At 40.9% G+C, this 13,030-nt stretch carries 14 protein-coding genes; 13 read left to right on the top strand and 1 reads right to left on the bottom strand.

Annotation, left to right across the window (positions count from 1 at the left end; genetic code table 11):
• Positions 1 to 63 precede the first annotated feature (63 nt).
• Together ACQV1I_RS17645 and spoVM are read left to right on the top strand one after the other, a co-directional pair.
• Complete coding sequence (locus tag ACQV1I_RS17645; protein ID WP_018671774.1) at positions 64 to 240, top strand: hypothetical protein; 177 nt, start codon at positions 64 to 66, stop codon at positions 238 to 240.
• A gap of 23 nt (positions 241 to 263) precedes the next feature.
• Entirely contained in the window at positions 264 to 350 is an 87-nt protein-coding gene (gene spoVM / locus ACQV1I_RS17640) for a stage V sporulation protein SpoVM (protein ID WP_035292591.1), read from the top strand.
• Positions 351 to 629: 279 nt separating this feature from the next.
• Here spoVM and rpmB read toward each other — a convergent pair whose 3' ends face one another.
• Complete coding sequence (rpmB, locus tag ACQV1I_RS17635) at positions 630 to 818, bottom strand: 50S ribosomal protein L28 (RefSeq protein ID WP_003341540.1); 189 nt, start codon at positions 816 to 818, stop codon at positions 630 to 632.
• A gap of 228 nt (positions 819 to 1,046) precedes the next feature.
• Here rpmB and ACQV1I_RS17630 point away from each other — a divergent pair, with 228 nt between their 5' ends.
• From ACQV1I_RS17630 to sdaAB, 11 genes are all read left to right on the top strand, one after another.
• Positions 1,047 to 1,412, top strand: a complete 366-nt coding sequence (locus ACQV1I_RS17630) for an Asp23/Gls24 family envelope stress response protein (RefSeq protein ID WP_018671773.1) — start codon at positions 1,047 to 1,049, stop codon at positions 1,410 to 1,412.
• Positions 1,413 to 1,424: 12 nt separating this feature from the next.
• A complete protein-coding gene (locus ACQV1I_RS17625; protein WP_116333397.1) occupies positions 1,425 to 3,152 on the top strand; it encodes a DAK2 domain-containing protein in 1,728 nt (575 codons plus the stop codon).
• 18 nt (positions 3,153 to 3,170) lie between these two features.
• Entirely contained in the window at positions 3,171 to 4,028 is an 858-nt protein-coding gene (locus ACQV1I_RS17620; protein ID WP_094699469.1) for a DegV family protein, read from the top strand.
• Between the two features lie 254 nt (positions 4,029 to 4,282).
• Positions 4,283 to 5,191 (top strand): phosphoenolpyruvate mutase, encoded by a 909-nt coding sequence (gene aepX / locus ACQV1I_RS17615; protein WP_094699468.1) that lies wholly within the window; start codon positions 4,283 to 4,285, stop codon positions 5,189 to 5,191.
• Positions 5,192 to 6,370, top strand: a complete 1,179-nt coding sequence (gene aepY, locus ACQV1I_RS17610; RefSeq protein ID WP_116333396.1) for a phosphonopyruvate decarboxylase — start codon at positions 5,192 to 5,194, stop codon at positions 6,368 to 6,370.
• Entirely contained in the window at positions 6,358 to 7,485 is a 1,128-nt protein-coding gene (locus ACQV1I_RS17605) for a 2-aminoethylphosphonate aminotransferase (RefSeq protein WP_116333395.1), read from the top strand. The genes aepY and ACQV1I_RS17605 overlap by 13 nt, the downstream gene beginning before the upstream one ends.
• Positions 7,485 to 8,219 carry a YheC/YheD family protein gene (locus tag ACQV1I_RS17600; RefSeq protein WP_116333394.1) on the top strand — a complete coding sequence of 245 codons (735 nt, stop codon included), beginning with the start codon at positions 7,485 to 7,487 and terminating at the stop codon, positions 8,217 to 8,219. Before ACQV1I_RS17605 ends, ACQV1I_RS17600 begins: the two co-directional genes overlap by 1 nt.
• 255 nt (positions 8,220 to 8,474) lie before the next feature.
• Positions 8,475 to 10,025, top strand: coding sequence for a spore germination protein (locus ACQV1I_RS17595; RefSeq protein WP_116333393.1), 1,551 nt, complete (start codon positions 8,475 to 8,477; stop codon positions 10,023 to 10,025).
• Entirely contained in the window at positions 10,009 to 11,118 is a 1,110-nt protein-coding gene (locus ACQV1I_RS17590; RefSeq protein ID WP_094699463.1) for a GerAB/ArcD/ProY family transporter, read from the top strand. The genes ACQV1I_RS17595 and ACQV1I_RS17590 overlap by 17 nt, the downstream gene beginning before the upstream one ends.
• On the top strand, positions 11,102 to 12,259 hold the full coding sequence (locus ACQV1I_RS17585; protein ID WP_094699462.1) for a Ger(x)C family spore germination protein: 1,158 nt from the start codon (positions 11,102 to 11,104) through the stop codon (positions 12,257 to 12,259). Before ACQV1I_RS17590 ends, ACQV1I_RS17585 begins: the two co-directional genes overlap by 17 nt.
• Before the next feature lie 92 nt (positions 12,260 to 12,351).
• Positions 12,352 to 13,017, top strand: coding sequence for an L-serine ammonia-lyase, iron-sulfur-dependent subunit beta (gene sdaAB / locus ACQV1I_RS17580; RefSeq protein ID WP_026315162.1), 666 nt, complete (start codon positions 12,352 to 12,354; stop codon positions 13,015 to 13,017).
• The last annotated feature ends 13 nt before the right edge of the window (positions 13,018 to 13,030 follow it).

The raw sequence follows: 13,030 nt of genomic DNA, 5'->3' as shown, positions 1-13,030 counted from the left end.
CTCTTCGGAATATGTATGTAATAGCCTTGTTACGGATTAAGCCTAAGGGGGGTGCGACCTGGTATGAGTTTTCGCTCGTTTCACGTGAAGCAGGGGATGGCAATCAAGCGCGTTCTCGGAGTCATTTTTGGAGTGGGTGGACTTATCCTCATTTTGAATACGATGCCCCTCTGGGTGTGGTATGCCATTTTGGGAACAGCACTCATAGCAGCAGGCTGGTTTTTATTTCATCACAAGTAATTCCGGAGTAAGGAGGGGTCAAAATGCGTTTCTATACGATCAAGTTGCCGAAAATTCTAGGTGGTATGGTTCGCGCCATGATTGAAGCTTTCAATAAGAAAGCCAAGTAAACGCTGAGGATGTGGCTCAGATGAGAGGCGACATTCGATTGCCCATCAGCATTTTAAACCGGCATTCACCCTGTAGTTATGGATGGTGAATGCCTTGGTATTTATGATGAGTCCCATATTAGGGGATAATAATAGTAAATAAAAAAAGCACCCACGAAAGGTGCTTTTTTTACATGTTCCATGTAAGTGCAACGTTGTCCTATCCAGTCAAAGACTAGACAGCCCCATTTCTATGACGAACCAAAGAACTGATTCGCTTCTAGCTCAGCTTATGCTGAGTTATACGCGAGTTACAAGACCAGATTTCAAAGCTCTAGTGCTTACATAAACGCGTTTTGGTTTCCCGTTAACAAGGATGCGCACTTTTTGAACGTTAACACCCCAAGTACGGCGGCTAGCACGCATAGAGTGAGAACGCGCATTACCAGCTTTCGCTGTTTTTCCAGTAACAAAACATTTACGTGACATTTACATCCACCTCCCTTGAAGCTATTAAACAAGCCCAATACGGGCATAAGAACAGCTTGAATCATAGTATCATAGCAAGCTGTCAATTGCAATACTTGACAGGAAATTCCCTGTGGCTATTTCGACAAATGAAAAAACCTTCAAATCACACTTTACTTATAGTAGAATGGGGTGAAGTACAAGATATACCATTATACGGATTGGTCTGTGTAAAAGGAGGAACCTTGAATGCCAGTTGAAATGAATACATCTCTTGGAAAAATTGACGTTAGCGAGGAAGTAATTGCTCGCATTGCTGGTGGAGCTGCCATGGAAGTATTTGGTCTAGTGGGCATGGCTTCCCGTAAAGCGTTAAAGGACGGTATTGCTGAACTTCTAAAAAAGGATAATTTGAGTAAAGGCGTCGTTGTTCGTAATGAGAATAACGAGGTTAGCTTAGATTTGCATATTATTGTAAGCTATGGTACAAAGATTTCTGAAGTGGCTGGCAATGTGCAGAGCCGTGTGCGATATACACTCGAGCAAACGCTAGGAGTCGAGGTATCGGCGATTAATATATATGTCCAAGGGGTCAGAACAGACCGTGAACTGTAAGGAGGAAATGTAGTGGTACAAAAGCGTCTTGATGGCGTGCAATTTAGTCAGATGGTTTATCTAGGCGCCAATAACCTGCATACGAACTACAAAATAGTAGATGCTTTAAACGTGTTCCCTGTTCCAGATGGCGATACAGGTACAAATATGAATCTTACGTTTACAGCTGGTGTAGAAGAGCTTTCCCGTAAAGAGTCTGCACACATCGGTAATTCAGCTCAGGCGTTGGCAAAAGGACTTTTAATGGGAGCTCGCGGAAATTCAGGCGTTATTTTGTCTCAATTATTCCGTGGATTTAGCAAGGTGGTAGCAGGTAAGGAATCCATCGATGCTCGCACGTTTGCAGATGCATTAAAAATGGGTGTGGATACAGCATATCAAGCGGTAATGAAACCGGTTGAGGGTACTGTTCTTACCGTAGCACGTGAAGCTGCTGAAATGGCTGTTAAAATCTCTCGCACGACAGATGACATCCTCACTGTGATGGACAAAACCTTTGAACAGGCAAAGCTTACATTAAGTCAAACCCCTGAATATCTGCCTGTATTAAAAGAGGTAGGCGTTGTTGATTCCGGTGGACAAGGATTAGTTTACATCTATGAGGGCTTTGTTCGTTCTCTACATGGAGAAAAGGCTGTTGAGCAAAAACAGATGCCTGGTGAAACTGCTACGATACAGAATATGAATGATCTTGTAGAAGAGAAGCATAGCGCTCAATCTCAACTAAAAACAGAAGACATTCTGTATGGATATTGCACCGAGTTCATGGTGTATCTGACTGGAAGCACAGAAGCGAATAAAAAGCCTTTTGTTGAAACAACATTCCGTACCCAATTAGATACAATGGGAGATTCATTGCTAGTTGTATCTGATGAGGATGTTGTGAAAGTACATATCCACGCTGAACACCCAGGAAATGTGCTTAATTATGCACAGCAATTCGGTTCCCTACATCGAATTAAAATTGATAACATGCGTGAACAGCATTCTAATATCTTGCGTGAAGAAATAGCTGACGCCACTCCTGAGGAAGCACATGTTGCACGAACACCTGTGGCAGCTATAGAAGAGAAAGCGGCCCCAGTACCTTATGGTATTATTGCGGTAGCGGCAGGGGACGGAATCGTGGAGATTTTCCAAAGCTTAGGAGTTCAAGTAGTCGTACAAGGTGGACAAACCATGAATCCAAGTACGGAAGACTTCATCAAAGCTATTGAAGAACTTCACGCCGAAAAAATAATTATCTTACCAAACAACAAAAACATCATCATGGCTGCACAACAGGCGGCTGTTTTGGCGAGTGTACCTGTGGCAGTTGTCCCGACGAAGAGTGTGCCACAAGGGATGGCAGCGTTGGTAGCATTTAATGGCGGAGAAGATTTAGAGAACAATAAAGAAATGATGACAAAAGCGCTGGAGCAAGTAAAAACAGGGCTGGTTACTCATGCGGTTCGAGATACCAAAATGGGGGATGTCGAGATTGCAGAAGGTGACTTTATTGGAATTAACGAGGGAACCATCATTACAGCAAAATCAGACATGATGGCCAGTGCTCAGGAGCTTTTGAACCAAATGGTAGATGAAGAGACTGGGCTAGTCACAATTATCTATGGTGAAGGTGCTTCCGAAGAACAGGGAGCCCTGCTAGAAGAAATGCTAGCGGATTCATTCGAGGATGTGGAAGTTGAGATCCTTTCTGGTAGACAACCACTTTATCCTTTCATTTTTGCTGTTGAGTAAGAGAGGAGTAATGTTACGTTGTCACCTATTGTAATTGTTACGGATAGTGCGTCAGATATTGATCAGGCTCTGATTACAGAGTTAGGTATTGAGATCGTTCCTTTGAAGGTGAGCTTTGGCGCTGAAACTTTTTTGGATGGTATCACTATGCGTTCTACCGAGTTTTTTGAGCGCTTGCGCTCATCCGATGTGTTTCCAAGAACATCTCAGCCATCACCAGTAGAGTTCTCTCAAAAATTCCAGGACATCAGTGATAAGCATGGTGCGGATGTGTGTATCATTGCTATTTTGTTGTCCAGTCAGTTATCGGGCACGTACCAATCTGCTGTTATTGGAAAGGGTATGCTCGAACAAGAATTGGACTTGACGATTATTGATTCTAAGAAGGGCGCTATGTTTGAGGGACTCCTTGTTGTTGAAGCTGCCAAAATGGCTCGTGCAGGATGCTCTAAACAACAAATTCTGGATGAAGTGGACCGGATGATTGGGCAAATGCAAAATTTCTTTATTATCGACACTCTGGAGTTTCTGCAAAAAGGCGGTCGAATTGGTCGTGCTTCCGCATTTATTGGTTCGCTTTTAAACATTAAGCCTATCCTGTCGTTAGATGCAAACGGTGCTGTGTATGCTTTTGACAAGGTACGTGGCAATAAAAAAGCAGTGGCTAGGATGATGGACGAACTAAAATCCTATGCTGCAGATGCGAGGGTAAAGGTAGCAATCATGCATGCAAATGCGTTAGAAGAAGCGAAGGCATTAAAAGAGCGAGTCACCCAGGAATTTCAGGTAATTGAAACCTATATATCCGAAATTGGCCCTGTAATCGGAGCACACATTGGACCAGGTGGAATTGCCTGCGCTATGGTAAAAGAGTAGGGATAAAACATTTAGCAAACGTTCACGGACAACAAACCAGGAGAATAAGGGAGCACCTTGCTTGAATCGTGTAGATAGCGATTAGGTAAGGTGTTTTTTTGTTGTGTAATCATGCAATAAGTTTAAGGGGGTTATCAAGCATAATAAAATAACGTGAAAGAATTCTAAGCTAAACATGTGCGCACACAGATTATAATTACTCATAAGATAAAGATAAAAAATAATAAGATACTCCAAATGGGATGGAGGTTCGTATGAAAAAAACAACACGATTAAAGCATCTTATTCATTCCTCAGAAATTGAATTTTTAATGGAGGCACATAACGGATTATCAGGGAAAATTGCAGAGAATTGCGGCTTTAAAGGAATTTGGGCAAGTGGCTTAACTATTTCGGCTTCCTTGGGAGTGAGGGACAACAATGAGGCCTCTTGGACCCAAGTGCTAGATGTATTAGAGTTTATGAGTGACGCAACTTCTGTACCAATTTTGCTAGATGGCGATACAGGTTATGGGAATTTCAATAATGCAAGAAGATTGGTAAAAAAATTAGAGCAAAGAGGTGTAGCGGGCGTATGCATTGAAGATAAGCTTTTTCCGAAAACCAATTCATTTATAAAAAGTGAAATGCAGCCGCTTGCCAATATTGACGAGTTTTGCGGAAAGATTAAAGCGATGAAGGATAGTCAAACAGATGAGGATTTTGTCGTTGTTGCAAGAGTGGAGGCTTTCATTGCAGGATGGGGATTGGAAGAATCATTACGAAGGGCAGAAGCTTATCGACAAGCAGGAGCTGACGCTATTCTCATTCACAGTAAAAGAGCAGATATTACCGAAATTGAGGCCTTCATGAAAGAATGGGAGTTCAGACATCCTGTTGTGATCGTACCGACTAAATATTACACGACACCGGTAGACAAATTTGAAGAACTGGGTGTGAGTATGGTCATATGGGCGAACCACAATCTAAGATCTTCGATTGTTGCCATGCAGCAAACATCGAAACAAATCTTTGAAGAGAAAAGCCTCATCCATGTGGAAAAAAATGTGGCAACGCTAGACGATGTATTCCGACTGCAACATGCGGATGAACTGAAGGAAGCGGAAAAGAAATATCTACCCACAAATGACTTTACAAATCCTGTATGCAAAAAGGATGATTGAATGGTGCTAAACACGAGCTGGTTTGTGAATGAATTGAGAAAGCGGGGATTCCAATTTTATTGTGGGGTTCCTTGTTCATTTTTAAAGGATTTTATTAACTATGTCAAAAATGAATGCAATTATGTGGGAGCTACCAATGAAGGCGAAGCTATAGCTATTTCATCTGGAGTAGCGTTAGGAGGAAAAAAAGCAGTTGTTTTCATGCAAAATTCCGGTCTGACCAATGCTGTTTCCCCTTTAGTATCACTCAACTATCCTTTTCGTCTTCCTGTTCTTGGTTTTGTCAGTTTGAGAGGAGAAGAGGGAATTCAAGATGAGCCGCAGCATGAATTAATGGGAAAAATAACGACACAGCTATTGGATTTAATGCAGATAAAATGGGAATTTTTATCGATTGATGTAGAGGAAGCAAAGCGGCAGATCGATCGAGCTAATGAATATGTGGAAGATAATCATTCTTTTTTCTTTGTTGTAAAACAGAAGACATTCGAAAAAGTTGACCTGCTCAAACAAGAATCCTTTGTAAAGCACCATTTTCATAAAATCACAAAAAATAAACAAGAGGATGTTCCGAAGCGCTATGAAGCGTTGGCCGTTATTAATTCCTTAAAAGACAGTCAAACGATCCAGCTTGCTACAACTGGAAAAACGGGACGGGAACTATATGAGATTGAGGATGCTAACAATAATCTGTACATGGTAGGCTCTATGGGATGCGTTAGTTCTCTGGGACTCGGTTTGGCGCTAACCCAAAAGGATAAAGAGATTGTTGTTATTGATGGGGATGGCTCCTTGCTTATGCGTATGGGGAGTTTGGCTACAAACGGGTTCTATGCTCCAATCAATATGCTTCATATTCTGCTTGATAACAATGTCCATGATTCTACGGGTGGACAAAGCACGGTATCGAATACGATTGATTTCGTGGAAATTGCTTCTGCTTGTGGGTATATGAAATCCATTTATATTCATGGCTTGGAAGAATTGGAAGACGCCATCAGAGAATGGAAACAAACGCGAGGCCTGACTTTTCTCTATTTGAGAATTTCAAAAGGTTCCTTAGAGCAACTTGGCCGCCCAAGCATAAAGCCTTATGAAGTAAAGGAACGATTGCAGGCGTTTGTACGCTGCAGCAATGTATCCCATTTTGTGGAGGGGGATATCATATGCAGATCGTGAAGAGAAACATCTTATTGAATCCTGGTCCCGCCACAACAACAGACCGTGTGAAATTCGCCCAAGTTGTTCCTGATATTTGCCCCCGTGAAACAGAGTTTGGTGATCTGATGGAATACGTATCTACAGAGCTTACCCAATTGGTTGCTGATACCAAGGATTACACTACTGTATTGTTTGGCGGTTCAGGAACGGCAGCCGTTGAAGCTATTATTAGCTCTGTTGTGAGTGATGATGTTGTGCTCGTCATTAACAATGGTGCGTACGGAAAGCGAATGTGTGAAATTACTAAAGCCTACGATTTGCACCTCTTGGAATTCATTAGCCCTCATGATGCTGGAATCGATTTCATTTCATTAGAAAAGCTGATTCAAAACTCCTCCAAAAAAATCTCCCATCTAGCCGTAGTTCACAATGAAACGTCTACTGGTCTCTTAAACGATATTGAGGCTATTGGGGCCATTTGCCAAAAATATCACATTGATATGATCGTAGATGCGATGAGCTCATATGCGGCCATTCCGATTCATATGGACAAAATGAATATTAGTTTTTTGGCTGCAAGCTCTAATAAAAATCTTCAGAGTGTTGCAGGTGTCGCATTTGTCATTGCAAATCGAAACAAATTGGAATGTATCCGGCACTTTAAAACAAAAAATTATTATTTAAATCTCTATCAACAATATCAGTTTTTTTGTGAGTCCCACCAAATGCGTTTTACACCTCCTGTACAGACCCTCTATGCACTAAAGCAAGCGATCGACGAATTGAAAGAGGAGGGAGTAGAGGGAAGATACAAAAGATATACCGAATCATGGGAAACGTTAATAAAAGGGATTGCTAGGCTTAACCTGAAGTATATTGTTCCAAGGAAACATCATTCCAAAATCATTACTTCCATTGTTGAACCTGATTGTAACGGATACGATTTCAATGAAATGCATGACTATTTGTACAAACAAGGATTTACAATATATCCTGGTAAATTTGCAGGGTTACAAACATTCAGGATAGCAAATATTGGGGATATTACCTATAAGGATATGGAAGATTTTTTGAGTATATTAGAAAGTTACTTAAAAGCCATTCGTTATCCTTTTGAAAAGGAAGATGCCTAATGAGAGCAAGAAATAAATGGTCAAAATATTTATTTTTAAAACAGTTTCGAGAAGTAGCACCGTACTTGCCAGAAACGCACCGGATGACAAAAAGTGCTTTTTGGGATTTTATCAACCAATATGGCAAAGTGATTCTAAAGCCTGTCATGGGAAAGGGAGGGGCTGGCGTAATTCAAGTATCTTCGTTAGGGAATCGTAAATATAAAATACACAGTGAGAATAAAAAGAAGACAATAATAGGGAAAAGACGGACTTATCATTATCTAAAAAACAAAATCAGATCGTCTGCTTATATGATTCAACGTCGAATTTCTCTTGCTACAGTCCGCAAACGTCCATTTGATATGAGGATCATTGTGCAACGCAGAAAATATTCTAACTCGTGGAACATTACTGCTAAAGCAGCGAAGGTAGCTGGTAAAGGTTACATCGTCACCAATAATACAAGGAGTAAAGGAAAAATGATGCACGTTGAGACTGCGCTTCAAAAATCTTCTCTTAAAGATCATTCGCGACGACATCTCCTGTCCAATGTTAATAAGGTGGCTTTATTGTCCGCAAAAAGGTTGAGAATAGCATTCCCATCGCATCGTATGTATGGAATGGATATGGGATTGGATAAGAAGGGTCGTGTATGGATTATTGAAACAAATCATTACCCGGCTATTTCTCACTTCCGCAAGCTGGGTGATAAAGCTATGATTTATCGAATTAGGTCCTATCAAAAGGGTTGATAAGTAGGGATTTTGGAAGTAAAGGGTTGGTCTTTCAATGGATCAGATTAGAATAGTAAGGTTCATGTAACGTAAACGTGACAATCTTTTATCAATCAATGGTTGTCACGTTTCTTACCTAAGTGACAGAATAGTCCAACATTCTTTTTTCCTTTCATAAGAGAATCTCTACTCCCTTTTTGGCAAACCATACATATACAGATTGCAATAATAAGCTGGAACGTAGAGGTTCACATTGAATAAAAAGGTGAGGTCATGTCATTCTTCCAACGATATTGGACAACCAGAGAGGGACGGAAAACAGGAGGAAGCGGGACTTCAGATTCTACCTGTATCGACGCTTCTATGTATACCAATCTGACTAAATTAGAGACGATATTCTCTGGAATTCCGGATTTGACCATGCGCGAGATCCCTTTAAAAACAGGAGAGAAGGCGCTTTTGGTTTATTTAGATGGTTTGATAGATAAAACCATTTTGAATCGAGATATTGTTCATCCCTTATTGGTTACAGAATCCGTATATCCCGAACAAATGGAATCCGTATTATCTGTAGGCAAAATCAAACAAATTAATTTATGGGCTGAGATTGAGGAATCCTTGTTTCATGGTTGCTGCATTATATTTATGGATGGGTTTTCTCATGCTTTTCTTATTGAAGCACAAGGGTGGCCACAACGTGCTATACAGGAACCGCAGATTGAATCAGCTATTAAAAGTGCTCACCAGGGATTTATTGAGACAGCAAATGCCAATATTGCTATGATTCGACGCTACATTCCTAGCAGTGAGTTGAAGGTGAAGGAACATACTATTGGGGAACGCGGCGGAGTAAAAGTATCACTCTTGTATCTGGAAGATGTGACGAATCCACGTATTTTAGAAGAGCTTGAAACAAGATTAAAATCGATTAAAGTTGATATTGTTTTAAATACTGGGGAACTAGAAGGATATTTGGAGGATCAGGCATTTACCCCTTTTCCTCAATTCTCTATGACGGAACGTCCGGATACGGCTTCTTCTCATATTTTACAAGGTAGAGTCGTCATAGTCATGGATCGCTCACCAGGTGTGTTAGTGGCTCCAATGACCTTTTTTTCCTATTTTCAAACTGTAGATGATTATAGTGTTCGGTGGATTGTTGCTTCTTTTATTCGCTTATTGCGTTTTGCTGCTTTTTTTATCGCAATTTTGGCTCCCGCGATCTATATTGCTACTGTATCGTTTCATTATGAATTAATACCGCTCTCCTTGCTTTTGACGATTGGAGAATCGCGTGAAAGAGTGCCACTCCCGCCAATCCTTGAGGCATTTATTATGGAGATGGTATTGGAAATGCTACGTGAAGCCGGATTACGATTGCCAGCACCTATTGGACAAACCATTGGTATCGTAGGCGGTATCGTTATTGGTCAAGCTGCTGTATCGGCTGGGCTGGTTAGTAATATCATGGTGATTGTAGTTGCCCTGACAGCGATTGCTTCATTTATCATTCCGAATTTAGAAATGTCGGCTGGAGTTCGTATGATTCGTTTTCCTATGATGGTGGTTGCTTCTTTATTTGGCATGGTGGGTATCATTTGGGGACTTATCCTGCTAATTTTGCATCTTCTCTCACTAGAATCATTGGGTATACCATATGGAGCCTCCTTTTCACCAATGCATTTCTCAGAGCTAAAGGATACCTTCCTTCGTTTACCGATGTGGATGATGAAGAAACGGCCAATAGAGCTCAAACCCAAGCAAGTTGATCGGCATGGAGAGAAGGACGGAGGGGAGGGAGGGCATCATGAAAAAATTGACTGATCGAAAAATTTCTCTCCTGCAATTTATTTTGACGATCAGTGGGATTGAGGTAGGTAGTAGTATCCTAAGTCTCCCGGCAGATTTGGCTCGTGTAACCGGTACAGATGGCTGGATTTCTATTATTATCGGATATCTGTTTACGATTCTAATTAGTCTTTGCATTATCGGGATTATGTCTAAACACCCAAATAAAACGATGCTTGATGTGTTGATTTACTATTTAGGTTCTTTTTTTGGTAAATCAATCATGGTGGTCTGGATTCTATATTCCTTGCTTGGGGCTGTCACGATCTTTTATACCAGTATCTATATTATAAAAGAATGGGTATTACCTAATACGATGACATTTCTGATTGTGGCTCTCTTCCTCCTTTGCACATACATAGCCCTACGGGGAGGAGTCAGACTGATTTGCCGATATCAGGTGTTCGTATTTTTCTTTACGTTGTGGATGCCCTTAATTTTACTGTTTTCGCTGAAGCATGGTCATCTTACGTTCTTGCTACCAGTATTGAAAGAGGGGTGGCTACCCATTCTACATGGGGTGAAAGTAACGGTATTAGCGTTCCTCGGTTTTGAATGGGTATTTTTGTTCTATCCTTATTTGGAGAATAAAAAGCATGCGGTCAAAGGAATAATCATTGCAAATACAATCACGCTACTGATTTACTTGCAAATTACGTTTAGTTGTTTTACCTTTTTTAGTCCTGATGAAATCTCAACATTTATTTGGCCTACACTTACTTTGGTCAAGCCGGTCAGATTTTCTTTTCTTGAGCGTTTTGAGATCATCTATCTTTCCTTCTATATCTTTATATTTTCTACATCTGTAATTCCATACTTTTTCTTTGCGATGGAGAATATTGCGCATTTGTTTCATAAACCAGATTGGCATGTACCATACGTTATCCTGCTGGCATATGCGCTCAGTTATCTCTTTTATCAACCGTCGTATACAGAGATTACGTTTTGGAAGGATTCATGGCAATGGATGGGTTACTTCCTAGTATATTTGTTTCCAGTACTCTTTTTATTGTATACCATGCTGGTTGGCCGATGGAGGGGGCGACAATTGAATGAAAAAACAGGGTAAAAGTAAAGTATCTCAGCTTCTGGGCTTCTTCGGTGCATGTACCTGTTTATTAGGCTTAAGTGGCTGTGGGGATCAGCTTCTGGTGGAGGATATTAATTTAGCGCTGATTTATGCAATGGATAGGGCCCCTGACAAGCAAATGCTAGTCTATGAAATGAGTCCTGTCTTTAATAAAGATGCTAAAAAAAAATACGCTGTCTATGGAGCAAAAGCACATACTATTCGACAAGCGAAGGACGTGTTCAACAGTGTAGCAGAGGGGCAGGTAGTTGTCGGCAAAATACAAGTCTTGCTGTTCGGTGAAGCACTTTTACATGAGGGAATTGCTCCTTCTTTGGACGTGTCCTTTCGTGATTCTAAAAATGTAGCGAATATGGTGATGGCGGCGGTAAAAGGGTCCATGTCTGATCTTGTGAATAGTAATTTTGAGGATAAATCTATCCTGCCTCGCTATATTACGGAATCTCTTCAAAATAGCGCCAAGCTTAATCAAGGAATAGAAACCACCCTCCAAGAATTTCATACTTTACTGTATGACAAGGGAATCACGCCAGCGATCATGGAGGTGAAAAAAGATAAGAATGGGATTGTGGTATTGGGAACGGCTCTCTTGGACAAAGCAGGCAGACAGCAATTATCTTTAGACCGTCGAGAGAATCTGTACCTATTAATGTTGCAACGAAAGGCTAATGCTCCGATCTCTTATACAGTATCAGTTCCTACAGCTTCGTTTTCACAAGAACAGTTTTCAGGTAAAGAAAAAAAAGAAGGCTTTGTTACGATTAACATTCAACAGATACGGCCAAAGATAGAAACCTCCTACCAAGATAATCAATTTGTTTTTACGGTTCATCTAGAAATGAAGGTACGTGTCATTGAACGAACGATCCTGATTGATTTAGAGAAAGAAAAGGACAAGCTGGCCCATATCATTCGAAACAAAATGAAAGGTGAAATAGAGACACTAATAACAAAGGTACAACAGAAAAAATTGGACCCATTTGGGTTTGGGTGGCATGCAAGAGCGTATCAGTATCCCCATTGGAAGAAAATTCAAGATCAGTGGCCTGCTGAATTTTCAAAAGCACGGGTGAATATCCTGCCAACTATTAATATAGAAAGCCGAGGAGTAATCCAATAGATGAGTAACGTGTGCTTTTAGAAGTAGCCGATTTCCCTAACCTACGATACAATAAGGTGTACGAGATTTTGGGGAGAGCGAGGGCTGCTCAAATGAAATTTAAAAGCGTTTTCGATATCATTGGACCCGTAATGGTTGGTCCATCCAGTTCACATACAGCCGGAGCGGCTCGAATTGGACGCGTTGCTCGCACTTTATTCGGGAAGCAACCAAAAAAGGCGGAAATCACGTTCTATGGTTCTTTTGCAAAAACCTATCAAGGTCATGGTTCTGATGTAGCGACTGTGGCAGGAATCCTTGATTTTGATACAAGTGATTTACGATTGAAAGATTCTATCCAAATAGCAAAAGACTTTGGAATTGAAGTTATCCTCACCACCTCAGAGCTACAGACGGAGCATCCTAATACGTCTCGAATTAAGCTCTCAGATGAGCATGATAATGTGGAGATTGTTGGAATTTCTATTGGCGGGGGCAAAATGCTAATTACAGAAATTAACGGATTCCAATTAACATTGTCAGCTAGTGCCCCTACGTTATTGGTATTCCATGAGGATCGTTTCGGCATGATTGCTAAGGTGTCAGAGATTTTGGCTGAGCATCGTGTCAATATTGGTTTTATGGAAGTATCACGACGGGAGCGTGGCAGTTTAGCTCTTATGATCATTGAGCTAGATACGCTTGTTGATCAGGCGACGATACAGGAGATGGAGAACTTGTCGTCCATCGAGCGAGTATTATTGTTGCCAACGGTGTAGTTTAGAGCTACTT

This window comes from Brevibacillus sp. JB24b, from assembly GCF_051713385.1.
Classification (GTDB): domain Bacteria; phylum Bacillota; class Bacilli; order Brevibacillales; family Brevibacillaceae; genus Brevibacillus_B; species Brevibacillus_B laterosporus.
This window is presented reverse-complemented; position numbering and strand designations above follow the sequence as displayed.